General features: G+C 61.9%; 23 protein-coding genes, 2 tRNA genes and 2 pseudogenes. 20 read left to right on the top strand and 7 right to left on the bottom strand.

The window, feature by feature from the left end:
• Window positions 1–37 precede the first annotated feature (37 nt).
• The 3 genes from B9Z50_RS16225 to B9Z50_RS16215 all read right to left on the bottom strand — a co-directional run bounded on the left by B9Z50_RS16225 (window position 38) and on the right by B9Z50_RS16215 (window position 3,757).
• Entirely contained in the window at window positions 38–676 is a 639-nt protein-coding gene (locus B9Z50_RS16225) for a nitroreductase (RefSeq protein ID WP_233249916.1), read from the bottom strand.
• A gap of 62 nt (window positions 677–738) precedes the next feature.
• A complete protein-coding gene (locus B9Z50_RS16220) occupies window positions 739–3,222 on the bottom strand; it encodes an arsenate reductase (azurin) large subunit (RefSeq protein ID WP_108365790.1) in 2,484 nt (827 codons plus the stop codon).
• 10 nt (window positions 3,223–3,232) lie between these two features.
• Window positions 3,233–3,757 (bottom strand): arsenate reductase (azurin) small subunit, encoded by a 525-nt coding sequence (locus tag B9Z50_RS16215; RefSeq protein ID WP_108365789.1) that lies wholly within the window; start codon window positions 3,755–3,757, stop codon window positions 3,233–3,235.
• A gap of 164 nt (window positions 3,758–3,921) precedes the next feature.
• Here B9Z50_RS16215 and B9Z50_RS16210 point away from each other — a divergent pair, with 164 nt between their 5' ends.
• The 8 genes and pseudogenes from B9Z50_RS16210 (at window position 3,922) to nirD (ending at window position 11,015) form a co-directional block, all read left to right on the top strand.
• Window positions 3,922–4,785 carry a PhnD/SsuA/transferrin family substrate-binding protein gene (locus tag B9Z50_RS16210; RefSeq protein ID WP_233249915.1) on the top strand — a complete coding sequence of 288 codons (864 nt, stop codon included), beginning with the start codon at window positions 3,922–3,924 and terminating at the stop codon, window positions 4,783–4,785.
• Window positions 4,785–6,230, top strand: a complete 1,446-nt coding sequence (locus B9Z50_RS16205) for an ATP-binding protein (protein WP_108365788.1) — start codon at window positions 4,785–4,787, stop codon at window positions 6,228–6,230. The genes B9Z50_RS16210 and B9Z50_RS16205 overlap by 1 nt, the downstream gene beginning before the upstream one ends.
• Window positions 6,227–7,534 (top strand): sigma-54 dependent transcriptional regulator, encoded by a 1,308-nt coding sequence (locus tag B9Z50_RS16200; RefSeq protein ID WP_108365787.1) that lies wholly within the window; start codon window positions 6,227–6,229, stop codon window positions 7,532–7,534. Before B9Z50_RS16205 ends, B9Z50_RS16200 begins: the two co-directional genes overlap by 4 nt.
• 106 nt (window positions 7,535–7,640) lie before the next feature.
• Window positions 7,641–8,198: a sigma-70 family RNA polymerase sigma factor gene (locus B9Z50_RS16195; RefSeq protein WP_108365786.1), complete on the top strand. Its 558-nt coding sequence runs from the start codon at window positions 7,641–7,643 to the stop codon at window positions 8,196–8,198.
• 162 nt (window positions 8,199–8,360) lie between these two features.
• Window positions 8,361–9,413, top strand: a complete 1,053-nt coding sequence (locus B9Z50_RS16190; RefSeq protein WP_108365785.1) for a permease — start codon at window positions 8,361–8,363, stop codon at window positions 9,411–9,413.
• Window positions 9,414–9,457: 44 nt separating this feature from the next.
• A pseudogene (locus B9Z50_RS18020) lies at window positions 9,458–10,189 on the top strand (MBL fold metallo-hydrolase); the annotation flags it as partial.
• Between the two features lie 159 nt (window positions 10,190–10,348).
• Window positions 10,349–10,540, top strand: a pseudogene (locus B9Z50_RS17820) (hypothetical protein); the annotation flags it as partial.
• Window positions 10,541–10,625: 85 nt separating this feature from the next.
• A complete protein-coding gene (nirD, locus tag B9Z50_RS16180; protein WP_108365783.1) occupies window positions 10,626–11,015 on the top strand; it encodes a nitrite reductase small subunit NirD in 390 nt (129 codons plus the stop codon).
• Between the two features lie 132 nt (window positions 11,016–11,147).
• Here the strand turns inward: nirD and B9Z50_RS16175 are convergent, their stop codons facing one another.
• Window positions 11,148–11,453: a hypothetical protein gene (locus B9Z50_RS16175; protein WP_146183230.1), complete on the bottom strand. Its 306-nt coding sequence runs from the start codon at window positions 11,451–11,453 to the stop codon at window positions 11,148–11,150.
• A gap of 371 nt (window positions 11,454–11,824) precedes the next feature.
• On the opposite strand from B9Z50_RS16175, the gene B9Z50_RS16170 reads away from it, so the two are divergent.
• Window positions 11,825–11,901, top strand: a tRNA-Asp gene (locus B9Z50_RS16170).
• A gap of 11 nt (window positions 11,902–11,912) precedes the next feature.
• A tRNA-Gly gene (locus B9Z50_RS16165) sits at window positions 11,913–11,988 on the top strand.
• A gap of 59 nt (window positions 11,989–12,047) precedes the next feature.
• Here the strand turns inward: B9Z50_RS16165 and B9Z50_RS16160 are convergent.
• Both B9Z50_RS16160 and B9Z50_RS16155 read right to left on the bottom strand, forming a co-directional pair.
• Window positions 12,048–12,971, bottom strand: a complete 924-nt coding sequence (locus tag B9Z50_RS16160; RefSeq protein WP_108365781.1) for an MBL fold metallo-hydrolase — start codon at window positions 12,969–12,971, stop codon at window positions 12,048–12,050.
• Window positions 12,968–14,653 carry an AMP-binding protein gene (locus B9Z50_RS16155; RefSeq protein ID WP_108365780.1) on the bottom strand — a complete coding sequence of 562 codons (1,686 nt, stop codon included), beginning with the start codon at window positions 14,651–14,653 and terminating at the stop codon, window positions 12,968–12,970. The genes B9Z50_RS16160 and B9Z50_RS16155 overlap by 4 nt, the downstream gene beginning before the upstream one ends.
• 159 nt (window positions 14,654–14,812) lie before the next feature.
• Between B9Z50_RS16155 and B9Z50_RS16150 the strand changes: the two genes are divergently transcribed.
• From B9Z50_RS16150 to B9Z50_RS16115, 8 genes are all read left to right on the top strand, one after another.
• Window positions 14,813–15,559 (top strand): GNAT family N-acetyltransferase, encoded by a 747-nt coding sequence (locus B9Z50_RS16150; RefSeq protein WP_108365779.1) that lies wholly within the window; start codon window positions 14,813–14,815, stop codon window positions 15,557–15,559.
• A gap of 105 nt (window positions 15,560–15,664) precedes the next feature.
• Entirely contained in the window at window positions 15,665–16,591 is a 927-nt protein-coding gene (locus B9Z50_RS16145; RefSeq protein WP_108365778.1) for an HlyC/CorC family transporter, read from the top strand.
• A complete protein-coding gene (lnt, locus tag B9Z50_RS16140) occupies window positions 16,588–18,159 on the top strand; it encodes an apolipoprotein N-acyltransferase (RefSeq protein WP_108365777.1) in 1,572 nt (523 codons plus the stop codon). Before B9Z50_RS16145 ends, lnt begins: the two co-directional genes overlap by 4 nt.
• A 71-nt stretch (window positions 18,160–18,230) precedes the next feature.
• A complete protein-coding gene (gene glyQ, locus B9Z50_RS16135; protein ID WP_108365776.1) occupies window positions 18,231–19,136 on the top strand; it encodes a glycine--tRNA ligase subunit alpha in 906 nt (301 codons plus the stop codon).
• Window positions 19,137–19,147: 11 nt separating this feature from the next.
• Complete coding sequence (gene glyS / locus B9Z50_RS16130; protein ID WP_108365827.1) at window positions 19,148–21,280, top strand: glycine--tRNA ligase subunit beta; 2,133 nt, start codon at window positions 19,148–19,150, stop codon at window positions 21,278–21,280.
• Between the two features lie 36 nt (window positions 21,281–21,316).
• The gene (gene gmhB, locus B9Z50_RS16125; RefSeq protein ID WP_108365775.1) at window positions 21,317–21,913 is read left to right on the top strand and encodes a D-glycero-beta-D-manno-heptose 1,7-bisphosphate 7-phosphatase; all 597 of its coding nucleotides are present in this window, start codon (window positions 21,317–21,319) and stop codon (window positions 21,911–21,913) included.
• On the top strand, window positions 21,910–22,695 hold the full coding sequence (locus tag B9Z50_RS16120) for a 1-acyl-sn-glycerol-3-phosphate acyltransferase (protein ID WP_108365774.1): 786 nt from the start codon (window positions 21,910–21,912) through the stop codon (window positions 22,693–22,695). Before gmhB ends, B9Z50_RS16120 begins: the two co-directional genes overlap by 4 nt.
• Before the next feature lie 17 nt (window positions 22,696–22,712).
• Window positions 22,713–23,654 carry a M48 family metallopeptidase gene (locus B9Z50_RS16115; RefSeq protein WP_108365773.1) on the top strand — a complete coding sequence of 314 codons (942 nt, stop codon included), beginning with the start codon at window positions 22,713–22,715 and terminating at the stop codon, window positions 23,652–23,654.
• A gap of 26 nt (window positions 23,655–23,680) precedes the next feature.
• Here B9Z50_RS16115 and B9Z50_RS16110 read toward each other — a convergent pair whose 3' ends face one another.
• Complete coding sequence (locus B9Z50_RS16110) at window positions 23,681–24,802, bottom strand: MBL fold metallo-hydrolase (RefSeq protein WP_108365772.1); 1,122 nt, start codon at window positions 24,800–24,802, stop codon at window positions 23,681–23,683.
• Between the two features lie 128 nt (window positions 24,803–24,930).
• On the opposite strand from B9Z50_RS16110, the gene B9Z50_RS16105 reads away from it, so the two are divergent.
• Entirely contained in the window at window positions 24,931–25,335 is a 405-nt protein-coding gene (locus B9Z50_RS16105; RefSeq protein WP_108365826.1) for a MerR family DNA-binding transcriptional regulator, read from the top strand.
• Window positions 25,336–25,398: 63 nt separating this feature from the next.
• On the top strand, window positions 25,399–25,857 hold the full coding sequence (locus tag B9Z50_RS16100; RefSeq protein ID WP_108365771.1) for a PaaI family thioesterase: 459 nt from the start codon (window positions 25,399–25,401) through the stop codon (window positions 25,855–25,857).
• Window positions 25,858–25,882: the final 25 nt, after the last annotated feature.

The raw sequence follows: 25,882 nt of genomic DNA, 5'->3' as shown, positions 1-25,882 counted from the left end.
GAAACCGAGGGACCTTGTGTCTGCAAAAGCGTGGAGGTCACAGCGTGCTCACAAAGCTGTTCACTTCGGGGTGCAGTCTCTGGGTCTTGCGTTTGGAGACGGTGCCGATATTGAGAAAGCAGACCGCTTCTTCGCCCGCATCAAGACCAAACAGCTGGCGCATGCGAGGGGACTGCATCGCCTGCCCACTGGTGAGGCTGCTGCCGAAACCCTGCCCATGTGCCATCAACAGCATGTTCTGCACGGCCGCGCCCACCGACACCATGCGTTCCAGCGCGGGAATGGGCGGCTCGCAGGCGCCCAGCCTGGCTACCACGAGCATCAGCAACGGAGCACGGTGCGCCTTCTCGCGGGCGGTCTCTATCTGTTCCAGCGTGGCACCGGTGTCGCGGTCCACCAGCGCCAGCGCGAAGACTTCGGCCAGCAAGGCGCGTTTGTCCGCCGGCACGATGACAAACCGCCAAGGTCGGACCAACCCGTGGTCGGGCGCGGAGGCCGCGCTGCGGAAAATCGGCTCCAGCTGCGAAACGTTGGGGCCGGGCTCCACCAGGCGTTTCGGTGAAATGTTCTGGCGGGACGTGATCCAGGCCTCGGCCAGGTGGTCAATCGACGCATTGCGTTTCAGCGGATTGGTCGGCGGGGGCCAGGTCATGGGCATGGATGAAGCAGCGCGCATGGTGATCTCCTGTCTTCTAGGTCAGCAAAAAGGGTGGCCGAAGCCACCCTTTCTTCAAACGCTCAAACGAACCGGCGGTCCTTGAACGAGATCGACTTCTTGTAGTCGTCCACGCTGCCCACGCGCTTGACGCCGCCCCAGGTGCCCTTGTAGTACGGCACCACGTTGCGGTCCACCCAGGAGGTCACCACGTCACCAGCCACGCCCTTGATGTAGCCGAATAGCATGAAGGTCTGCCCCGGCTTGATCGCCTTGAGCGGGTAGGCCATGGCGTAGGTGCTGCCGAAGTCGTTGTAGATCTCGACCACGTCACCTGCCGCTACACCCAGTGCCTTGGCATCGTCCGGGTTCATCTCGATGTAGGCCATCGGATAACGGTCGCGCACGAAGCTGTTGTATTGGTCGTGGTAGGCGGTCTGCCAGACCTCGTTGGCGCGGCCCTGGTTGATCCAGAACTTGTACTTGGCCTTCTGATCCGCCACCATCTTGGGCAGGCCGTTCCACGGCGCTGGCTTGAATTGAGCCTTGCCGTCGCCGGTGCTGAACTTGCCATCGGCGTATTCCATCTCGGTGCCGATCAGCTTGCCGTCCTTGACCTCCTTGATCGGTAGCTGCACGCCGTTGTTGCCTGCCTTGCGCAGCAGTTCGTAGGTGGCCAGGTAGCCGGTGGGGCCACCCTGGCTATCAATAGGTTCCACGCCGGGGCGGCCCGCGCGGCGGAAGCCGTCGTTGAAGGCGTCTTCTTCGGTCTTCCAGTTGAAGCCGTCGAAGCGCTTGGCCATGTCCGCCTTGCCGTCTTTCTGGTACATCGCCTTCAAGGTATTGGCGATGTCGGCGGCGATCAGGCAGTCGGGCTTGGCCGAACCGGGCGGGTCCATGAATTTTTCAGACAAACGCATGCGACGCTCGCCGTTCATGGAGGTCAGGTTCATTTCACCCGGGTGGGTGGCCGGAAACAGCAGGTGTGCGTCGTCAGCGAGCTGCGTGGGGTAGAGATTCATGGCTGCCACGAACATGCCGCCCTGGTTCTTGCAGGCGTTGTAAATCACCTCCACCATTTGTTCAACGCTGGCTCCACGGGCGCGGGCCATGGCCTCGTCCACGATCTTGGCGCGCTTGCTCAGCACCATGCGGTGCTGCTCTGCATTCAGCGTGGTCTGGTAGGGGTTGGTGCCCCACAGTGTGTACATCAGGCCCTTGCCGTTGATGACTTCCTGGTCCAGGTAGATCTTGCCCTTGCCCGGATACGGCGGGCGTGTGTAGCCCTCCTGGTGACCGCCCAGGCGGCACACGCCGGTGCCACGGCGCCCGACGTTCTCGGTTGCCAGCACCAGACTGACCAGCGCACTCTGGATGACGTAGTTGTCATTGCCCCAAATGATGCCCTTCTCGTACGGGTGGAAGGTGCGCGGGCGGTGGCCGCTGGCCTTGGGTTTGTAGGCCCAGTCGGCGGCCTGCTGGATCTGGGCCACGGTCAGGCCTGTGGCCTTGGCGCCGTCTTCCAGGCTCATGTGGTTGGTCTTGACCGCATCGTCAAATCCGCTCGTGTGTTGGGCGATGAACTCCTTGGCGGTCCAGCCCTGTTGCACCACGTAGGTGAACAGCGTGTTGAACAGTGCGGTGTCGGTGCCGGGCTGGATGTCCAGGTGCAGCACGTTTTCTTTGCCCGCTACCTGCTCGCAGATGGCGACCGTGGCCGAGCGGCGTGGGTCCACGATGATGACCTTGGCTGCAGCGGCCGACTCGCCCGGAAACCACTTCTTCTTTTTGTCCACCGTGGAGCCGGAGAGGTTGGCCACCCAATGGTTCAGGAAGTAGTTGGTCTGGGTCTCATAAGGGTTGGCGCCGGTGACCAGAATGCAGTCGGCGAGCTGGGCGTCTTCATAGCTGTTGTTCAGCTCGCCCACGCCCATATCCCGGGTGGCGTGGCACTCGGAGTTGTAGGCCGGTCGGTTGTGGATGCGCACCATCTGGGTCTTCAGTGCGCTGAACATCAGCTTGCCGGTACCCCAGGTGTTCTCGAATCCACCACCCGCACCGCCGTGGTCGAAGCAGTCGTAGAACAAGCCGTCCGGGCCATCGGTGTCGAGGATCTTTTTGGTCAGGCCGGCGTACAGTGCCAGGGCCTGTTCCCAGCTGGTGTCCAACCATTGGTCGCCGCGTTTCACGCGCGGATTCTTCAGGCGCTCGCGCCCTAGGCCGTCGTGTGTGTACATATAGCTGGCCATCTTGCCGCCGCGGGTGCTGGAGAGGCCGCTGTTCACTGAGCACTCCTTGTCAGGAACGATCATGATGTTCCACTTCTTGCCGCCCTTGTCGGTGATGGTGTTGGTCATCGCCCGGGTCAAGGTGGTGGCGAAGGGAGGCAGCTGGGTGCGGAAGTCCAGGCCCAGTGCGTTCTGGTCCGGGGCGCGGCCGCCTTCGGTGTTGTGGTCCCACTTGTAGGCGTGGTAGCCACATCCGACGATGCAGAAGTGGCAGGTCATGTTAGTCTTTTGCGCGTCCTTCGGGGGCAGCGCGATGCGGTCATTGATCTGGGTGGTCATGCTGCTCTCCTTACAGGATGTTGGACTGGCGGCCGTAGATCAGACCGTCGACACCGACGGCGTGCACGCTGTCGGTCTTGGCGTCGTATTCCAGCAGGATGCGCGGCAGGTCTTCGGTGGCCTGGCCGGTCACCATCTGACCGCTGTTTTCGGGATCGAAGATGGAGAAGTGACAACCGCATTTGAAGGTCCTGGTGCCTGGCTCGTAGCTCACTGGGCAGCCCATATGTGTGCAGTACGAGCTGTAGGCCACGATGTCGCTGTTGGGACCAACGCCGCCGGGTACTGGCGAACCCATTCGAATGGCCAGACATGGCGAGCTGTCGTCGGGGTAGGCAAAACTCACCGCCTGGTTCAGCGGCAGCCCCTTGATCGAACCGACCGCCTTCTTTGGGTAGGGCAGGGTTGTTTTACCGGGCGCAGGCGGGGTGGCAGCACTGGCGTTGCGGATGGGAATGATCACCGAACCAGCTACGGCCGCAGCGGCGCCACCGGACTTCAGAAAGAAGCGGCGGCCAATTTTGACGTCGTCCATGTTGTCTCCTAATTTTGAACAAAAGGCGACACCTTTATGCAATGGCCGTGCCAAGACTGAAACCTTTTAAAAACAAGGGCTTGCACACTCAGGGTTTGTTCTATGGGTGGTTTTCGTAACCTTGTCAAAAATCAAGGTTACGAAAACGTAACGCAGGAATGCCCGTGAATCGAAGACGTTGTCTGACCACATGCCTTTGCGGCGCAGCCACGGCCGCGGTGTCCTTGCCGAGCTGGGGGGCGGACCGGCTGCGCATCGGTCTCACGCCCGTGATCCTGGCCGATCAGGTGGCATTCCTGTCGCGCTGGGGGCGCTACCTGAGCAGCCGGGTTGGTATCGAGGTCGAGTTCGTGGCCCGCGAGTCTTACCAGAGCATTCTGGACCTGCTGTTCTCGGGACAGGTCGACGCAGCCTGGATCTGTGGCTATCCCTTCGTGCGCTTCGAAAGTGAGCTGTCCCTGCTCGCCGTCCCGCTGTACCAGGGGCAACCGTACTACCAGGCCTATCTGATCCGCTCGAAGACGCCTGCCCCGGAGGTGCAGGGCTGGGCCGACCTAAAAGGGCGGGTACTGGCCTATTCCGACCCTCTGTCCAACTCGGGCTGGTTGGTGGCGCAGGCGCAGCTGGCCAAAGCCGGTGTCTCCACACGCGATCTCAAGCGGGGCTTCTTCACCCATGGGCACCGCAACGTGGCCGAAGCCGTTGCGGCACGGCTGGCGCAGGCCGGCTCCATCGACGGCTATGTGTGGGAGACCATGCGCGCTCAGGGCATGCCTGCTATTGCCAAGACCGAGGTCATTTGGAAATCAGAGCCCTTCGGATTTCCTCCGCTGGTCGTTCGACGGGAGCAAGAGCGTCCCCAGATGCAAACGCTGCGCCGGGCGTTGTTGCGCATGGGCGACGACGAGGTCGGCCGGGACCTGTTGTCATCCCTGAACCTGACCGGCTTCGCGCCTGGTGAAGCCAGCCTCTTCGACTCGATTCGCCGGCAAGCTCAGCAGGTGCCCGGCAGCGGGGTGGGGGGCTGATGCTCCGGCGTTTGCCCTACCGGGTCCAGATTCCGCTGGGACTTTCCCTGGCCGTGCTGCTGGCGGCCCTGCTGGTCACGGCCATTACCGCGCGGGTCCAGGCGAACAACGCTCGCCGCGACACCCTGTCTCTGCTGGACCGTGCCGTGGTTCTGGTCATTGCCCAGGTGCGTCCTCTGTTGGCGGCCGACGACACCTGGCGGGTGTTCGCGTTGTTGCGCGACACGGCCCAACTTGTGCCGGGTGCGGACGTCGAACTGGCCAGACTTGCCATCCTCGCTCCGGATGGCAGTGTATTTGCCGCTTCGGATCCGGTGAAGCTGGCGACCGGGCAGCAGGTGCTGGGTGAGCCATGGCGCGAGCAGCCTATGCTGTTGGCGATGGAGGTCGATCGGCGGCAACAGCTGGATTTGCCCGATGGTTCGGTGGTGCTGCTGGACCCCATCCGCAGCGAGGACGGCCAGACACTGGGCTTCGTGTTCACCGAAGTGGAGTCGGCCGCATTTGCGCCGGACTGGTCATCGCTGGCGCGTACTGCGCTGATTAGCATTGTGCTGGCCGTCACCTTGCTCGGGCCGCTGGGATGGTGGGTGGGCAAGCGAATGGCCCGCCCCGTAGGCCTGCTGGTGGCGGTGATCGAGCGCATCGGTCGTGACGATCGAAGCGTGTTGCGCGACGAAGTGCCCAAGACCACAGACCCTGAACTGAGTCGCATCGGCGATGCGGTTGAGCAGCTGATGGGTGAACTCGAACGCCGCAAGGCGGCAGAGGAGCGTGCCCTGTCGGCAGAACGCCTGGCTGCCGTAGGCAAGATGACCGCCGCCGTCGCGCACGAGATCAACAACCCCCTGGCCGGCATGCTGACCGCCACCCAGACGCTGCGCCTGCACGGCGGCACAGAGACGATCCGTTTACGAACCATCGACCTACTCGACCGTGGTCTGCAGCAGATCCGCACCACCGTGGCTGCTCTGTTGCCGCAGGCCCGCATCGAAGACCGGCCGCTGGAGCCGGGCGACCTGGAAGACATCGTGACGCTGGTGAAGGGCACGGCCGACAAGCAGAGCGTTGTGATTCGATTCCAGGTCGAGGTTGAATCTGCGCTTCGTGTGCCATCAGCGCCGCTGCGTCAGGTCATGCTCAACCTGTTGCTCAACGCGATCAAGGCGGCGGGGGACAACGGCACGGTGTTGGCTCGGTTGCAGGCCGACGAAACCCGGGTGCGGTTCTGTATCAGCAACAGCGGTCCTTTGCTGAGCCAAGAGCGTTTCAAGCGCACGTTGGCCGCCGAGAGTGGCAAAGACCCGCGCGGCTTCGGCCTGTGGGTGTGCCAAGAACTGGCCAGTCACCTGCGAGGTCGGTTCGAGCTCGACACCTTCGAAACACAACACACCTGCCTCCTGTTCGAAGTGCCGAACCGGGAGGCGCCAGAAAGCCAGTCATGACCACTATTTTGTTGATCGAAGACGACCCCATCATGGGCGAATCATTGTTGCAACGATTCGAGCTGGAGGGCCTGCAAGTGACCTGGTGCCGCCGGCTCAGCGAGGCGCGCGAAGCGCTCGACACGCTGCCTTCGGCCGTCGTCAGTGATGTCCGACTGCCCGACGGACTGGCGACTGAATGGTTCGTGGCTTTGCCGGCCACCGTGCGGGCATTGCCGTGGTTCTTTCTGACCGGGTACGGGAGCGTCAACGATGCCGTGGCGGCGGTTCGTGCCGGCGCACGGGAGTACCTCACCAAGCCCTTCGATATCGAAAGTCTCATTTTCAAGATCCGTACCGCCGCGAACCTGTCGGTCGCCCACGATGACGAGGCACTTCTCGGCGTGTCCGTGGCCATGCGCCGTGTGGAGGCCATATTGCACAAGGTGGCCGTCCAGAAGGTGTCGGTGCTGCTGACCGGAGAATCCGGCGTGGGCAAGGAGGTGGCGGCTCAACTCATCCACAGCCTGGATCCCAAGGCAGTCAAGGGTGCGTTCGTGGCGGTGAATTGTGCGGCGATTCCTGAAACCATGCTGGAGGCGGAGTTCTTTGGCTACGAAAAGGGCGCATTTTCTGGAGCCGTGCGCACGCACAAAGGATATCTGGAGCGCGCTCACAATGGCACCCTGTTCCTGGACGAGGTGGGCGAATTGCCGGCCAGCATGCAGGCCAAATTGCTGCGCGCATTGCAGGAAAAGTGCTTCTTTCGCATTGGGGCGGAGCGCACCACCCAAAGCGACTTTCGCATCCTGGCCGCCACCAACCGCGACCTGTATGCGGACATGAACGCGGGCACCTTCCGGGAAGACCTCTTCTATCGGCTGGCGGTCATCAAAATCGAGCTACCGCCGCTGCGCGAGCGGCCGGAAGACATCCGCTGGCTGACCGAGAAGCTGCTGGCACAAATCGTGGTGGAGCAGGGGCGCCCTCTGGCCATGTCCGAACCCTTCTTGCGCGACCTGATGCGTCGGGAGTGGCGCGGCAATGTACGGGAGCTCCGTTCGTTCCTGGAGGAAACAGTGGTGCTCAGCGACGGAGGGCTGCTGGATTTGCCTGACGGTCACGCTTCAAGTTCACAGCAGGCCGCCGAAGCTTCAGAAGGTGGGATCGTGTCGTTGCAGCGCGTGGTCGAGAAGGTGGAGCGTTCGCACATTCAGAAGGCTTTGCAGCATTGTGACGGCAGCGTTGGAAAGACCGCCGACGTGCTGGGCATCAGCCGCAAGACACTGTGGGAAAAAATGAAGAAGCTGGCCATCCAGTCCTGAATAGGCGGGGCGTGGATTCAATGGAATGGGATGAATCACTTGAGACAATGCTCGGCAACAATGGGCACGCATTGGAATTGCAACCAGATTGAACGATAGGCACGCTATGAACAACTTACTGCTCCTGTGGGCGCGGCATGAAACCGAGGTTCGCCGCTGGCTTCTTTCGCGTGCGCCCGCTGCGCAAGAGGTCGACGACATATTGCAGGATGTGTTCTTGAAGGCCCTGCGGCAAGGTGCTGGGCTCGAGCAGGTCGAGCACCCCCGAGCCTGGCTTTTTGAGGTGGCGCGAAACACATTGACAGACCGGTTGCGGGTTGGCGCGCGCCAAGTGCCCCTGCCGGACGACATTGAACAACTGGCGTTGCCCGAAGTTGCCGTCGACAGCGTCGATGCACTCGCACAGGCTTGTCTGCCCAGAGTGCTGGATGAACTCGATGCCCAGGACCGAGAAGCCATCGAATTGTGTGACTTGCAGGGCATGGACCAGGCGACCTATGCCCTCAGTCAGAATATTTCCCTTTCTGCAGCCAAATCGCGCATCCAGCGAGCGAGAAAAAGGATGCGTGAACGCATGACGGTGGCTTGTCAGGTCCGCTTTGACGACGCCGGTCACGTGAGCGATTTTGTCCCGAGAAGCTCTTCGATCTCTGGCGCTGGCTGAGGCTCAATGGCGCCTTTGGGCGAAGCCTGCGACTGATTCCGGGAGGGATTTTCTCTGGAGCAAGAGGCCTGCCGCGTGCCGTTGCCATTGCCGTGGTGGTCCTTCACCAACTTTTTTTGTTGAAGTCTGCGTCCTTTTGCGTACCGCATCGTCTTCTGCGGTATGAACACCTCGACTACTCCCTTGCCTTCGCTGAGTTGGCCGCTTCGTCAACCCGTTTGGTTTCTCACTCTGGCTGCGCTCGTTTGGCTCGGCCTGTACCAGACTTTGTTGCCTGGATCGGAAGCAATGGTCGCCGCTTTGCCTGTGGAGCGCGACAGTCATCTGGGCGGCGCGCTGCAGTTTTTCCTCTATGACACACCCAAGGTCTTGATGTTGTTGACCGGTGTGGTGTTTGTCATGGGCATGGTCAACAGCTATTTCACGCCTGAGCGCACCCGCGCATTGCTGGCGGGGCGCACCGAAGGCGTGGCCAATGTGATGGCCGCATCGTTGGGGATCGTCACGCCTTTCTGCTCCTGCTCGGCCGTGCCGCTGTTCATCGGCTTCGTGCAGGCGGGCGTGCCGCTGGGTGTGACTTTTTCTTTCCTGATTTCCGCGCCCATGGTCAACGAGGTAGCGCTGGCGCTGCTGTTCGGCATGTTCGGCTGGAAGATCGCCGCGCTCTACCTGGGCCTGGGCATGTCGGTGGCCATCGTGGCAGGCTGGATCATCGGCCGGCTGAAGATGGAGGCGCACCTGGAAGACTGGGTGCGCGACATGCCCAAGATGTCGGCCGGTTTTGAAGCGGCCGAAACCACGCTGGCCGACCGTGTGCAGGCCGGTTTTGCCTCTGTGCGCGAGATCGTGGGCAAGGTCTGGCCCTACATCCTGGCCGGTATCGCCATCGGTGCTGGCATTCACGGCTGGGTGCCGCAGGACTTCATGGCCAGCTTCATGGGCAAGGACGCCTGGTGGTCGGTACCGCTGGCGGTGCTGATCGGTGTGCCCATGTATACCAATGCGGCCGGTGTCATCCCGATCGTGCAGGCCCTGCTGGCCAAGGGCGCAGCGCTGGGCACGGTGCTGGCTTTCATGATGAGCGTGATCGCATTGTCGCTGCCCGAAATGGTCATCTTGCGCAAGGTGCTCAAGATCCGGCTCATTGCCACCTTTGTGGGCGTGGTCGCCACCGGCATCCTGATCGTGGGGTTTGTGTTCAACGCTGTGTTGTGACCGACCTCTGTGCCCACCGACCGTTGCAACAACGAAGGAGACACATGACAACTGCACCGAATCGGGCCACTTGGCGACCACTCTTCCTGGGCGCCCTGGTGGCGTTCGCGCCGCTGTGGGCCAAAGCGCAAACCGCCGACTCGGTGTTCAAGACCGTGAAAGTGGGCGAACGTGCCTACGCGCTGGTGGGGGAACTGACGCAGCGTTCACCGAGCAACCTGGGCAACAACATGACCGGTGGCTTCATCGTGGCCGACGACGGTGTGGTGGTCATCGACTCAGGGGGGTCCAAAGCCGGGGCCGAAGTCATCGTGCAGGCTGTGCGTGCGGTGACGGACAAGCATATTCTTTGGGTGGTCAACTCCGGTGGGCAGGACCATCGGTGGCTGGGCAACGACCACTTTCAGAAGGTGGTGGGCGCACGGGTGATCGCGTCCGATGCAGGCAAACAGGACCAGAAAGCGCGCACCTTTCAGCAATTGGACATGGCGCAGCGCAACGTGGGCGAGCGTTTTGCAGGCACCGTGGCTGCCTACCCCGACGAGACCTTTTCTCGCCGTTACCGGCTACCGGTGAAGGGCGTGCAGATAGACCTGATTGACGTGGGCGGCGCTCACACCCCTGCTGATCTCATCGTGTGGTTGCCGCAGGAGCGCATCGCCTTTGCGGGTGACGTGGTGTTCCACGAGCGTTTGCTGGGCATCCAGCCTGGCCTGGGTCTGAAATGGATCGCTGCGCTGAAGCTGCTGCGCGACGACCTGAAACCACTGATCGTGGTGCCCGGCCATGGGCGACCCGGTCCGCCTGAGAGGGTGATTCCCGATAGCCTGGGTTACCTGGAAATGTTGCGCGACGGCGCGAAGAATGCATTCAAAGCCGGCGCATTTGATCCAGTGGAGGCCGCGTCTGCCATCGATCAGTCGGCCTTTTCTGACCTGGAGCGCACCGTGCACTACGTGTCGCGTGTCGGTCTGGACTATGTCAAGAAGCGCATTCTGGAAGATGCCGAGGGCCGCAAAGCCCTATGGGAGCAGCTGCAGTTTGCGTTGGACGGCGAGCCTGATCCGTGGTTTGACTTCGAGGAGGCGGCAGTGGATACGCGCCAGTTTGAAGCACTGCCGTCTTGATGGGGGCTGTTGCACCATATTATTGGTAAAATAGGCCTCTATCCCCCGTGAACACTGCGTATGCAGCTACAAAAGGAATAGCAAAATGAATGAATGGACCACCATCTGCCGCGTTGAAGACATCCCCGTTCTGGGCTCACGGCGCGTGGCGCGCACCCAGGGATTGGACGTGGCCGTATTCCGCAACGACAACAACGAAGTCTTCGCCCTGCTGGACCGCTGCCCGCACAAGGGCGGACCCTTGTCACAGGGCATTGTGTTTGGCACCAGCGTGGCCTGCCCGCTGCACAACTGGACCATTGGCCTGTGCACTGGTCAGGCCGCAGCTCCGGACGAAGGCTGCACGCCGAAATTTGCGGTCAAAGTAGAAGATGGACAGGTGTCGCTTAATGCCGCCGAGCTGGCGTGTCACGCCATTGACGAGACACGCCCCGTGGCCGGACCCAAGACCAGCTCCGATTGCGCAGCCGCCTGACACTGCGACAACTCTTTGCGAGCCCCCCACCGCCATGACCGTACTGCGGCAGACCCAATCGACTTGCCCGTATCCGCCAGGTCATGGACGGCACACAGCCCTAGGCCATGTCACTCTGGTCGGCACATCAACTCATGAATTTGGACTACCTTGAAGCGGGTATTGGCGGCCGACCGGGTTGATTTCGCCCAGCACCTTGCAGTACTCAGCCACCGCCGCCACGCCTGTGCCAGCAGCGGGAACAACGACGGCACTTGTGACAACCGCGCCTGTGGTGGGCATGCCAATGGCTTGTGGCGCAATCGCGATACCGTTCAGCCCGGCGCAGGCGGTCGGGCTTGAGGGTGGCGCGGGCAAATTGCTGGCACAGCCGGCCGCAGTCAGTGCGGCAAAGGTTGCGGCCACATAAGCCGCGCTTCGTTTCATTGAAAATTTCATGGTGTATCCGGTGTATTGGCGTCAAACCGAAACCCGAAATTAACACAAGCAAGGCGACGAAAACGAGGGGCAAACCCTTAAACCGGGAGTGTGTTGTCAAACTTTGCCCATGACTGGTTCGAGCCCCAAGCCAAGCGTCTAACTTTTCACCAGCAGAGTGACAGCGCCGACTGCAAAATCTACGAAAGTGCTGGAAAAATTGTAATTTACAATTTTTGGTCAATTACACGAAATATTACACGTTCAAAATTTTCACTCATAAGTCATTGATTTATATAGGTATTCCACGAGCCTGGATTTCTGTTAATCCGTAGGTCCCTGGTTCGAGCCCAGGTTGAGGAGCCACTCGGTTCATGACGAGAAAACTGCCAGGAGTGGTAGTTCAGTTGGTTAGAATACCGGCCTGTCACGCCGGGGGTCGCGGGTTCGAGTCCCGTCCACTCCGCCAAAGTGATGTTTGCGGGAATAGCTCAGTTGGTAGAGCGCAACCTTGCCAAGGTTGAGGTCGCGAGTTCGAGCCTCGTTTCCCGCTCCAGATCAAGCCCCTCAGGTTTCGGCCTGAGGGGCTTTGTTTTTGGGCTGAGCCTTTTGGATTCAAGCGTCGTGCAACACGCCACCCACCTCTTGCATGGCACCGCTGCGCGTCAGCTCGGCCAGCATCATGTCCAGCCAAGTCTGGAGGCTGTGGTCTTGGCCAAAGCGCTGGTGGAGCTCGCGCATGTAGGGCACCTTGGTGGCCCAGTCGCTGAATTCGGCACGCGAGATTTGGCCCCATTCGAGCAATTTGAATTTGAGCAGGACCTTGGTTCCGTAGCGTGCATGTCGCTCGGGGTTTTGCGCAAAGCTTTCGAGTTTGCTGCGGGCCAGGGCCAGTGCAGGAGCCACTTCGGTGAAGACCGCGCCGTGTCCCGGGATGATGGTGGCCGGATCGAGTTGCTCGATCAGGTCCAGTGTTTTTGCCACCTCGTCAAAGGCGGCCACGCCCGCCAATTCGGGAAACACCACACCAAAGCCGTTTTGCCAGAGCGCATCGGCCGACATCAGCAGGCGGTGTTCGGGCGCAAACAAGATCACCGAGTGCGGGTCATGTCCGGGAGCGGCATGCACTTGCCAGTCCATGTCGGCCCAGCGGTGGGTACTGCCCGGATGCAGCAAACCGGTGAAGGCAAAGGCGGGGCAGTTCTGGCCAGTGGGTTGGTAGCTCAGCTCGTCCTCGCGCCAATGCTGCACAGCCAGTGACAGGCCCGGCGGGATCCAGGTTTTCAGGGCCGGGTAATGCGCTTGCAGGGCCTGGTTGCCGCCGCAGTGGTCGCTGTGCAGGTGGGTGTTGGCCAGTTGGTCCAGCGTTCGGCCCTGCAGGGCGTGCTGCACCAGGGCCAGGGTTTGGGCCTGGTGGGTGACGTAGCCGCTGTCGACCAAGGTGGTGCTTTGCGCGTCCGTCAGCAGCACATTGTTGGCCGACAGCCAGCCGCGTTCGAACACGCGCACGCCTGGCGGCAATGTGCAGGATGAGCTCATTTGGCGCTGCGCAGCTCGCGGCGCAGGATTTTGCCCACGTTGGATTTGGGCAGCTCGTCGCGGAACTCGATGTATTTGGGGCGCTTGTAGCCAGTGAGTTTGTCTTGGCAAAAACGTGACACGGCTTCTTCCGTCAGCATCGGGTCGTTGCGCACCACAAACACCTTGATGGTTTCGCCTTGCATGCTGTCGGGGATGCCGACGGCCGCGCACTCGACCACGCCAGGGCAGGTCGAGATCAGGTTTTCCAGCTCGCTGGGAAAGACGTTGAAGCCGCTGACGATGATCATGTCCTTTTTGCGGTCCACGATGCGGGTGAAGCCTTGCTCGTCCATGATGCCGATGTCGCCGGTGCGCATGAAGCCATCGGCGGTGAAGGTCTTGGCGTTTTCGGCGGGCTGGTTGTAGTAACCGGTCATGACGTTGGGGCCGCGAATGCAGATTTCACCGGAGCTGCCGATGGGCAGGCTTTGGCCATCGTCGTCCTTGATCGCGATGTCGATGCCCGGCAGGGGCAGGCCGATGTTCCCGCTGAAGGTTTTTTGTGTGACCGGGTTGTTGGTGCCAATCGCGCAGGTCTCGCTCATGCCCCAGCCCTCGATCATGGCGCTGCCTGTGGCTTTTTGCCAGTGATGGGCCGTGCCTTCGGAGGCGGCCATACCGCCAGCCTGGGTGAGCTTGAGCGAGGAGAAATTGATGGTCTTGAACATCGGGTGCTGCATCAGCGCGTTGAACAGCGTGTTCACCCCAGGCAGGACGTGAAAGGGGCGCTGTTTGAGGACTTCGATGAACTTGGCAAAGTCGCGCGGGTTGGGCACCAGCGTGATGAAAGAGCCTTGTCGAATGGCCAACACGCACAGCGTCAAGGCGAAGATGTGGTACAGCGGGAGCGCTGCCACGTTGTTCACCTTGCGCAAGTCGGGGATGTCGGCCAGGGCTGGCGAGAACCAGCCTTCGGCCTGCAAGATGGCCGCCACCACGTTGCGGTGGGTCAGCACTGCGCCTTTGGACAAACCGGTGGTGCCGCCTGTGTATTGCAAGAAAGCGATGTCGTCCATGCTTTGCGCTGTGGGGCGCAAGTTCAGGGCGCGACCTTGGGCAATGGCTTTGTTGAACGGGGTGACGGTTCGCCCACCGCTCAGGGGCAGTTCGAACGGGGGCACCATTTTGGCCAGGTGGCGCACGGCAAAGCTCAACCAGCGGCCGTTGATCGGACCCAACAAATCGCCAATCGAGGCCAGCGCGACATGCTGCACCGCGGTGCGCTCGATCACGTCCTGCAAGGTGGCCGCGAAGTTTTCCAGAATCACGATGGCCGTGGCCCCGGAATCCTTGAGTTGGTGCTCGAGCTCGCGCGCAGTGTAGAGAGGGTTGACGTTCACGCAGGTGTAGCCGGCCCGCAAAATGGCCGCCATGGTGACCGCAAACTGGGGCAGGTTGGGCAGCATGATGGCCACTCGGCTGCCGGGCTCCAAGCCTTTGTTTTGCAGCCAGGCTCCCAGCGCGGTGGACAACTCGTCGAGCTGCTTGTAGCTCATCCATCGGTTCATGCAGACCGAAAACGGGCTGTTGCCGTGCTCGCGGAAAGAGCGCTCCAACAAGTCGGTGAGGCTTTTGTACTGAGTGGTGTCGATGTCGTGAGGCACACCGGGCGGATAATTCTTGAGCCAGATACGTTCCATGCGCTTGTCTCCTGTAGAGCTGCATTGTCACCAGCTCCCGCAGTGGCCAACACAGGGCAAGTCCTGAGTGGTGGGCTTGGCGGTCTCACAGGCGACAAAACCTGTGTGGTTCAGGGCCAGGCAAATCGGTGCAAAATGGGGTTAACCCTAGGCGTCGACATGAACTCCCCTTCTGACACGCGTACCAACCGATTCACTTCGCGGCTTCGCCAGCTTTGGCGAAGCGTGTTTGACGCAGCCCATAAAGGGCCGTCAGCAGCAGGGGGCCGCAAGAGTTTCAGCTGGGTGCCTATCCGCTCGCTCTCACCGCGTCATAAGCCGCGCATCGTGCGGCATTTGCAGGCCCTGCCCACCCAAGACCGTTATCTGCGCTTTGGCTACGCCGCCACCGACGAGCAAATTGACCGCTATGTGCAGGGCCTGAACTTTGTGCGAGACGAGATTTTTGGGGTTTTCAATCGCCGCCTGGAGCTGGTGGCCATGGCGCACTTGGCCTATTCGGTCGACCCGCAATGGGCCACTTGCGCCGAGTTTGGCGTGTCGGTCTCGCCTCGCCAGCGTGGCAAGGGCCTGGGGGCCAAACTGTTTGGCCATGCGGTGATGCACGCGCGCAACCAGGGGGTGAACCTGTTGTTCATCCATGCGCTGAGCGAAAACGTGGCCATGCTCAAGATCGCGCGCCACGCCGGTGCCGCCGTCCAGCGCGATGGCAGCGAGAGCGAGGCTTATCTGTCATTGCCGCAAGCGACACTGGACAGCCAGCTCAGTGGTCTGATGCAAGAGCAAATGGCCGAGTTGGACTACCAGCTCAAAATGCAGGCCCACCAATTCCGCCAGTGGTTGGCCACGGTGCAAGAAATCCGCCAGGGCGTGCGCGATGCCCGCCACACCTCGCGCGGGCCTTGAGCGATTGGGGTGACGGCCGTACGCAGGCGGGGCGTCGGTGGCCTGTCATCCAAATCCGCTATCCTTGGCATTTGTTCACTACAGCATGTCCTGCCAGCCTAGACCGTGTCTGACCCTTACCCTGCGCGCCACGCCGAGCGCGAAGACAAGCGGAGTTTTCTGCAAAAACTGGCGGAATTCATCCATCCCGGACCCGATTCGGCCGATGAGCTGATCGAGACCCTGGCCGAGGCCGAGGACAACCAGATCATCAACGCAGAGAGTCGATTGATGCTCGAGGGCGTGATCCGCATGGCCGACATGACCGCAGGCGATGTGATGCTGGCCGCCCCGCGCATGGACCTGCTTGACATCGAAGACCCCATGGACGAGTTGCTGCACCAGGTGATCGACACTGGGCATTCACGCTTTCCGGTCTACGAGGGTGAGCGCGACAACATCATCGGCATCTTGCTGGCCAAAGACCTGCTCAAACTGCAGCGTGCGCCCGAGTTGAATATCCGCGCATTGCTCCGCCCGGCGGTTTTTGTGCCTGAGAGCAAAGGCCTGAACGATCTGCTGCGGCAGTTCCGTGACAACCGCAACCACTTGGCCATCGTGATCGACGAATATGGCCGCACGGCCGGGCTGATCACCATCGAGGATGTGCTGGAACAAATCGTGGGCGAGATCGAGGACGAGTTCGATATCGCCGACGATGCGGGCGATATTTTTGGCTTGCCCGACCGCAGCTTTCGGGTCAGCGGCGACACCGCCATCGAGCGCGTGGACGAAGCTTTTGGCGTGGATTTGAGGCAAGCGCGGCAGGCCGAGGACGAACACGCTTTCGACACCCTGGGTGGCTTGATTGCCCATGAGATGGGCCACGTCCCGCACCGTGGCGAAAGCTTCGAACTGGCGGGCTTGCGCTTTGTCGTCTTGCACACGCGTGCCGGCGCGGTGCGCTGGTTCAAGGTGTCGCCCTTGCCCGCGCCAGGCGCAGACCAGCCCAGCAGCTCGGGCAGCATGCCTGTCCCCGGATCCACTGCATGAGCAGCCTGCGGCCAAGCGGGCTGGGTTGGCAGACGGTTTGGCCCGCATTGGCTGGTGCCGCACAAGCTGCGTCCATCGCCTGGCCGGGCAGTGGGCAGGCTTTGGGTTGGTTGCAGGTTTTGAGTTTGACGCTGTTGGCGGCAGGCTTGGCGCGTCTTGCTCACGCCTCTTTCTCTCGGGGCCGTGAGGCCCATCCCCTCAAACGAGCGGCCTGGTTTGGTGGCGTGTTTGCCACGGCCTGGTTGGCCGGCAGTTTTTGGTGGCTGTATGTGTCGATGCACCAAGTGGGGGGCTTGCCCGCACCTTTGGCTGTGCTGGCCGTGCTGGCGCTGGCTGCGGCGCTGGCGCTGTATTACGCCGCTGCGTCGGCGGTGTGGGTCAGCCTGGCGGTTGGCCTGGTGACCAAGCGGCCGGGTTGGGCCAGCGTTTTGTTTGCGGCGGTATGGACTTTGGCCGAACTCATGCGCGGGCGATGGCTCACGGGTTTTCCGTGGGGGGCCGGGGGTTATGCCCATGTGGACGGCACTTTGGTCGCCTTTGCGCCTTGGGTGGGGGTGTACGGCATGGGGGCTGTGGCCGCCTGGCTGGCCATGCGCCTGGCGCTGGCAGGGTGGCGCTTGCGGGCGCTCAAGCCGCTGATCGGCGTGGGGTTGGCTGCTTGGGCTTTGCAGGCCTTTGGGCCGGTGTTCACCACATCGGCGGGCACAGCGCAGGTGCAATTGCTGCAGGCCAATATTTCTCAGACCGACAAGTTCCAGGCCGCTAGTGGCGTGCGAGATGCCCTGCAGTGGTACGACGCGCAGTTACGCGCCAGTCAGCAGCCCCTGGTGGTGGCCCCCGAGACCGCGATTCCCTTGCTGCCGCGCCATTTGCCAGAGGGCTATTGGTCTGACTTGCAGACCCATTTTGCGCAGCCGGATCGACCGCTGGCCTTGGTGGGCGTGCCTTTGGGCAGCCTGGACGAGGGCTATAGCAACTCGGTGGTGGCGCTGGGGCCGCAGGGCGTTGCCCCCTACCGCTATGACAAGTCGCACTTGGTGCCCTTTGGCGAGTTCATGCCGCCGGGTTTTGCGTGGTTCATCCGCATGATGAACATCCCTTTGGGCGATTTCAAATCGGGCGGCTGGGACCAGGCTTCGCTGGCCTGGCAAGGCCAGCGCCTGGCCCCCAACGTGTGTTACGAAGACCTGTTTGGCGAGGAATTGGCCCTGCGTTTCAAAGACCCGAGCACCGCGCCCACAGCCTTGGTGAATGTGAGCAACATTGCCTGGTTTGGCGACACGCTGGCAGTGGACCAGCACCTGAACATCTCGCGTTTGCGCGCCATGGAGTTGGGCCGCCCCATGCTGCGCGCCACCAACACAGGGGCGACCGCCATCATCGACCACACCGGCCGCGTGACCGACCAGTTGCCCCGCTTCACCCGGGGCAGCCTGACGGGCGCTTTTGAAGGGCGTCACGGCCTCACGCCCTTTGCCCGTTGGGCCAGTGCCTGGGGTTTGGGCCCCCTGTGGGCGCTGTGCTGTGCGGTGGTGGCTTGGGCTTTTTGGCAGCGGCAAAGGCCGTAAAATCAAGGGTTCGCGCAAAACTTGCGCCCATCCCTAACCCTGGCCAGCTCGCTGCTGGCAATGCTTCGGCCATGTTGACCTTCCAACAAATCATCCTCAAATTGCAGCAGTACTGGGACGCCCAGGGCTGCGCACTGCTCCAGCCCTACGACATGGAAGTCGGTGCGGGCACCAGCCACACCGCCACGTTCTTGCGCGCCATCGGTCCCGAGCCGTGGAAGGCCGCCTATGTGCAGCCCAGCCGCCGCCCCAAAGATGGCCGATATGGCGAAAACCCCAACCGCTTGCAGCACTACTACCAATACCAAGTGGTCCTCAAGCCCGCACCGGCCAATATCTTGGAGCTGTACCTGGGTTCGCTCGAAGCACTGGGTTTTGACCTGAAGAAAAACGACATCCGCTTTGTCGAAGACGATTGGGAAAACCCGACCTTGGGTGCTTGGGGTCTGGGCTGGGAAGTCTGGCTCAACGGCATGGAAGTGACCCAGTTCACCTATTTCCAGCAAGTGGGCGGCATTGACTGCAAGCCGATCACCGGCGAGATCACCTACGGCCTGGAGCGCCTGGCCATGTATTTGCAGGGCGTGGACAACGTCTACAACCTGCAGTGGACCGATGGTTTGACCTACGGCGATGTGTACAAACAAAACGAGGTCGAGCAATCGACCTACAACTTCGAGCACAGCGATGCCGAGTTCTTGTTCACTGCTTTTGGCGCGCACGAAAAGCAGGCCCAGCACCTCATGGGTGCACAGCTGGCACTGCCCGCTTATGAGCAAGTGCTCAAAGCTGCGCACACCTTCAACCTGCTGGACGCGCGTGGCGCGATCAGCGTGACCGAGCGCGCCGCCTACATCGGCCGCATCCGCAACCTGGCCCGCAGCGTGGCCCAGAGCTATTACGAAAGCCGCGAACGTCTGGACTTCCCGATGGCTCCGCGTGAATGGGTTGCCCAAATGCCCAAGAAAGCCGCGTGAGGGAGAACGACATGACAACACAAAATTTGCTGGTTGAACTGTTTGTAGAAGAGCTGCCGCCCAAGGCGCTCAACAAGTTGGGTGCGGCCTTTTCGGGCGTGCTGGCCGAACAACTCAAGGCACAGGGCCTGGCCGCTGCCGACGCGGTGGTGACGGCCTTCGCCTCGCCTCGCCGCTTGGCCGCCCATGTGACGGGCGTGGCCGATCAAGCCGCCGACAAGGCCGTGCAGCAAAAGCTGATGCCTGTGGCCGTGGGCCTGGACGCCGCTGGCAACGCGACACCTGCGTTGCTGAAAAAACTGCAAGCGCTGGGCGCTGACGTGAGCGACCCGGCTGCTGCCGTGGCGGCGCTCAAACGCGCACCCGACGGCAAGGCAGAAGCACTGTTCTACGACAGCCTGCTCAAAGGCGCATCGCTGCAAGCCGGTTTGCAAAAAGCCTTGGAAGAAGCGCTGGCCAAGTTGCCCATCCCCAAAGTCATGCAGTACCAGCTGGAAACCGATTGCGAGCTGCCAGGCTGGAGCAGCGTGAATTTTGTGCGCCCGGCGCACAGCCTGATCGCCTTGCATGGTGCCACCGTGGTTCCGGTCAAGGCGCTGGGCCTGACGGCAGGCAACAGCACCCAAGGCCACCGCTTTGAGGCCAAGGTCTCGCCCGTGGTGTTGTCGCACGCTGACCAATACGACGACGTGCTCAAGCGCGACGGCTCGGTGATCGCCAGCTTTGCCGAGCGACGCGCCGAGATCGTGCTCCAGCTGCAAGCGGCGGCTGCGAAAGTGGGTGGTGGTTGCCAGCCGATTGAGGATGACGCCCTGCTGGACGAAGTGACCGCCCTGGTCGAGCGCCCCAACGTGCTGACCTGCCAGTTCGAGACCGAGTTCTTGGGCGTGCCGCAAGAGTGCCTGATCCTCACGATGAAGGCCAACCAGAAATACTTCCCGTTGATCGATGCGTCGGGCAAGTTGACGAACCGTTTTTTGGTGGTGAGCAACATCACCCCCGACGACGCGTCGTTTGTGATCGGTGGCAACGAGCGCGTGGTGCGCCCGCGCCTGGCCGATGCCAAATTCTTCTTCGACCAAGACCGCAAAAAGACGCTCGAATCGCGCGTCGAAGGCCTGTCCAAAGTGGTCTACCACAACAAGCTCGGCACCCAAGGCGAGCGCATGGCGCGGGTTTGCGCCATTGCCAAAGCCATCGGCCAGCAAGTGGGCGGCGATGCGCTGGCGCAGCAAGCCGAGCAGGCAGCCCGCCTGGCCAAGACCGATTTGCTGACCGACATGGTGGGCGAGTTCCCCGAGTTGCAGGGCATCATGGGCGGCTACTACGCCCGCCACGACGGCCTGTCCACCGAAGTGGCCGAGGCCATTGAAGACCACTACAAACCGCGCTTTGCGGGCGACGACTTGCCGCGCAACAACGTTGGCCTGGTGGTGGCTTTGGCCGACAAGCTTGAAACCTTGGTCGGTATGTTCGGCATTGGCAATGTGCCTACCGGTGACAAAGACCCGTTCGCGTTGCGCCGCCACGCCTTGGGCGTGATCCGCATGCTGATTGAAAAAGACGTGGCGCTGGGCTTGCCCGAATTGCTGGCCCTGTCGATGCCCGTGTTCGGCGACAAGATTTCGGGCAACGCAGAGGCGCTGATCGACTTCATTTACGACCGCCTGGCGGGCAGCCTGCGCGAGCAAGGCTTCAGCGCGCAAGAGGTCGATGCCGTCATGGCCCTGCGCCCGGCTCGTCTGGGCCAGGTCAACCAGTTCCTGTCGGCCGTGCGCGCCTTCGCTGCACTGCCCGAAAGCCCCGCTTTGGCCGCAGCCAACAAGCGCATTGGCAACATCCTGAAAAAAGCCGGCGAAGTGGATGCGCATGTCAACCCTGCTTTGCTGCAGGAAGAGGCCGAGAAAAACCTCTACGCCGTGATGCAAAAGTTTGTTCCCGAATCCGAGGCGCAGTTCAAAGCCGGTGACTACACCGCCAGCCTGCAGACCCTGGCCGCGCTGCGCGCCCCGGTCGATGCCTTCTTTGACGACGTGATGGTCAACGCCGAAGAAATGGACCTGCGGCTGAACCGCCAGGGTCTGCTGAAAAGTCTGCATGTGGCCATGAACCGCGTGGCCGACCTGTCGCGTTTGGCGGCCTGATCGGCCGACCCGAGACCGGTCCCTCAACGAGCGCGCATGAACACCCATTTGAAACTTGTCATCCTCGACCGCGACGGCACCATCAACCGCACGGGTGACGAGTTCGTCAAATCGCCGGACGAGTGGCAACCCTTGCCCGGGGCGCTGGAGGCGATCAGCCGCCTGAACCACGCGGGTTTTCATGTGGTGCTGGCCACCAACGAGTCGGGTCTGGGGCGCGGTCTGTTTGACATGGCCGCCTTCAACGCCGTGCACAGCCACCTGATCAAGAAACTGTCGGCTGTGGGCGGGCGCATCGATGCCTTCTTCTATTGCCCCCACTCGGCCGATGAGGGTTGCGGTTGCCGCAAACCTTGGCCGGGTCTTTTCTCGCAAATTGCCGAGCGTTATGGCGTGGACTTGACCGGCGTGCCCTGCATTGGCAACAGCCTGAGTGACATGCAGGTGGCCGAAGTGGCGGGTTGTGTGCCGCACATGGTGCTGAGCGGGCGGCACCCCGAATGGCTGGGGCAGGCTTTGCCGCTGGGTTTCCCTGCCGGCACACAGGTGCATGCCGATTTGGCCGCTTGTGTCGATCATTTGCTGAGCTCTGAATCGGGCTCGCGTTCACCTTTGACAACGTCGCCAACATGAATTTCATTCGCTCTCTGGTCCATGTGTTGTGGATGGCCATCACCGTCATCCCTTGGGCCCTGTTTGTGGTGCTGATTTCTTACTTCGTCAGCAGCACGCGGCTGTACTGGATTTGTGTGGGCTGGCTGCGCTTGGCAGTGAACAGCGGCACCTGGATTTTGGGTATCAAGAACCGCATCCAGGGCCTGGAAAACTTGCCTTTGGGTACCAAGGACCCTGCGGTCTTGTTGGTCAAGCACCAGTCGACCTGGGAGACCTTTGTGATGCCTGCGATCATGCCGCACCCGCTGGCCTATGTGTTCAAGAAAGAGTTGCTGAGCGTGCCCTTTTTTGGCTGGGCCATGGGGCGTCTGGACATGATCCACATCGACCGCAAGCAGCGCTCACGTGCCTTTGCCAAGGTGGTGCAGCAAGGCCGCCGCCTCATGCAAGAAGGTGTTTGGGTCATCATGTTCCCCGAAGGCACACGCATCCCGCGTGGTCAAAAGGGCGAGTACAAAAGCGGCGGCGCGCGCTTGGCCATCGCCGCTGGGGTGCCCGTCATCCCGATTGCCGTGACCTCGGCGCGCTGCTGGCCCACGCGGGCTTTTGTCAAAAAGCCGGGTGTCGTGGACATCTCGATTGGCCGCGCCATTGCGAGCGAAGGCCGCAGCGCCGACGAACTCATGCGCGAAGTTGAGACCTGGATCGAGTCCGAAATGCACCGCCTCGACCCTGAGGCCTACCCCGAGGCGCACTCTGAGGCACACCCTCGGGCCGCCGCCGCTGCCTCCGGTCATTGAGCCAAGTGCGGGCCAGCATGCGCGCGCCTTTGCAGTTTGTGCTGGACTTTTTCACCGGGGGTGACCCGGTCCAGCCCACAAGCAGTCCTCCATCCACCGCTTTGACCCCACCCGCAATGGACGCGCAGTCTGTCGCGCCAACCCCGCATACCGCGACAGCCCCGAGCTCAGGCGACTCAAAAGGCGCTTTGCCCCAGCCGCAAGCCAGCCCTTGGGGCTTCACCCACCCCGCGGCCAACCGCCATGCCCAGTTGCAAGGCGTCACGGTGTCTTACCGTTTTGAACGCTCCCGGCGCAAGAGCATTGGTTTTGTGGTGGGGGCGGATGGCCTGGTGGTGCGTGCGCCAGGCTGGGTGCCGCTGCGCGAGGTGGACGCGGCGGTGCAGGAAAAAGGCACCTGGATTGTGGCCAAGCTGCAGCAACTCAAAGAGCGACAGACCGAGCAGTTTCAAAAAGCCATCGAGTGGCGGCATGGGGCCGAGGTGCCGTATCTGGGCCGCACGGTGCAGCTGTGTGTGATGGAGCGCGGTGTGGGCCGCGTGCAGGGGCAGGACATCCCGCCCGATCGGTTGTTGCCGGTGACAGTGCCGCCGGGTGCCAGCGTGACGCAGGTGCGTGATGCCGCGCAGGTGTGGCTGAAAAAACAAGCCAAGGTCTTGTTTGAACAGCGTTTGACGCATTTCGCGCCGCAATTGGGCGTGCACTGGCAAAAGCTTAGCCTGTCGAGCGCCAGCACGCGCTGGGGCAGCGCCCGCAACGATGGGCACATCCGCCTGAACTGGCGACTGATTCACCTGCCCATCAGCCAGATCGACTACGTGGTGGTGCACGAGCTGGCCCACCTGCGCGAGATGAACCACAGCCCACGATTTTGGGAAACCGTGGGTGAGGTCATGCCCGACTACGCCCAGCGCCGCAAAGCCTTGCGCCAGGCCCCGGTGGACTTGAAAGAAGATTGAGGCAGGCTTGGCCTGAAGGTGCGTGCCTAGGGGTGGGTGCTGAACCGGATCACGCCATCGGCCCCACGTTCGCGGCGCATCTGGCCGGACAGCCACAGCAGGTTCAGGTGTGCCACGGCTTCGCCCAGGGCGAAGGTGGTCTGGTGAACATCGAGGGAGCGTTTGAACAGCACGGGCAAGAGCTCGTGGGCGCAGCACGCTTGCGCACGGCAGGCTTGAAGCAGCTCGGCCAGGCGCTCGGCGTGGTGCAACTTAAGTTGCGCAATGCGGGTGGTTGCGCCTAGAAACGGCCGCCCGTGCGAGGGCAGCACCAAGGTGGTGCCCGGCAGGTGAGCCATTTTTTCCAGCGAATCGAGGAACCACTGCAGCGGGTTGCCATCGGGCTCCATGGCATAGACGCTGACGTTGGTGGAAATCGACGGCAGCAGCATGTCACCGCTGATCAGCAACTGCTGCTGGTCATCGAGCAAAGCCATGTGTTCGGGCGAGTGGCCGTAACCGCTGATGCACTGCCAAACACGTTCGCCGATGCGCACCTGCATGCCCGCCATCAAACGCACATAAGCGCCAGGGATCTGCGGCACCATGCTGGGGTAATAGCCCACCCGCGCCTGCACCTGGGCCAGCTCTTCGGGTTGCTGCCAACCGTGTGCTTTGAAAAAGGCCACCGTGGGCGCGCCCCCAAAATTGGACAGCCCGCTGCAAGCGAGCAGGGCCGACTGGTACTCGCTGGTGCTCATCCACAGTGGCGCTTGCCAGCGCTCGCACATCCAGTGCGCCAGGCCCATGTGGTCCGGGTGCATGTGGGTGGCCAGCACGCGCAAGATGGGCAAGCCCTGCAGCACCTGCGCCTCTACGCCCTGCCAGGCTTGGCGGGTCGCCGGGTTGTCGATGCCGCAGTCCACCGCCGTCCAGCCCTCGCGCAGCACGTCCGGCTGGGCGGGGTCGGGCAGTCGGTCGCGCAGCAGCCACAGGTTGATGTGGTTGAGCGCAAAGGGCAGCCCCATTCGCAACCAGAAAACACCGGGGGCCACCTCGATGGCCGCACCCGTGGCGGGCAGCTGCTCGCCCAATGGGTAGTGCAAAGTGGGGCCGTCGACGCGGGCGCTGGAAGTGGACATCACGCGGTCTGGGGGCAAGGTGGACATGCGTCAGGGGCTTTGGGTTAGCATTCGAACATTTGACGTTGACGTTAACGTCAAAGATGAATTTTCATTTTAGGGGCGGGTTTTTTGCAGGCCTGTCCCGGTTGCGCAAGCTCAGGGGACCCCACACCATGGCGAACACCTTCTCGATCAGCGATTTGGCCCAGGAATTTGACCTGACCACCCGCGCGATCCGCTTTTACGAAGACATGGGCCTGCTCGAACCTGAGCGCTCCGGCCCGGGTGGGCGCAACCGCGTGTATTCCTCGCGAGACCGCACCCGCCTCAAACTCACCTTGCGGGCCAAGCGGCTGGGCCTGTCGCTCAACGAGGCCAAAGACCTGATTGACATGTACGACAGCCCCCGCGACACGGTGCCGCAGCTGAAAAAATTCCTCGTGGTGCTGGCCGAACACCGCCAGCAACTTGAGTCGCAGCTGGCCGACCTGGAGGCCACCTTGGACGAGGTCAAAACCCACGAAAAAGAAACCCGCAGTTTGCTGAACAAGGCCAACAAGGCGGGTGTTGGCGCCTGAAAGCGTGGCCAGATGGCCGCTGGTTTTGATTGACGTTGACGTAAACGTCAATTACAGTTCGACATGACCTTAACCACCGGATGTGATGTGACTTTAGCCCTGACTCCCCATGAACGTGTTGCCCAGAGTTTGGCCCGTCAGGGCATGATGAACCACTTGGGCGTGCGCCTGCTGTCAGCCACGGCAGGTCAGGTCGAACTGGCCATGCCGTACAGCGACAAGGTGACCCAGCAGCAGGGCGGCTTTCATGGCGGAGCCATGGGCGCATTGGCCGACATTGCGGGTGGTTATGCTGCCTTGACGGTGGCCCCCGAAGGCATGGAGGTCACCACGGTGGAGTACAAAATCAACTTCCTCGCCAGCTTTCAGGGTGGCGAGATTCACGCCATTGGTCGCGTCACCAAGGCGGGCAAGCGCATCATCGTGACCACCGCCGAGCTGGTGCACATCGATGGCAGCGGCAAGCGCTCGGACTGCGCCTTGATGCAGCAAACCCTCGTGCCTGTGACCAAGACCTATTGATGTACGGCGTTTGGTACCCAACGCA

The organism is Limnohabitans sp. Bal53, from assembly GCF_003063355.1.
GTDB lineage: Bacteria > Pseudomonadota > Gammaproteobacteria > Burkholderiales > Burkholderiaceae_C > Limnohabitans_A.
Note: the sequence above shows the minus strand (reverse complement) of the source record. Positions and strands in the feature narration are given on the sequence as shown.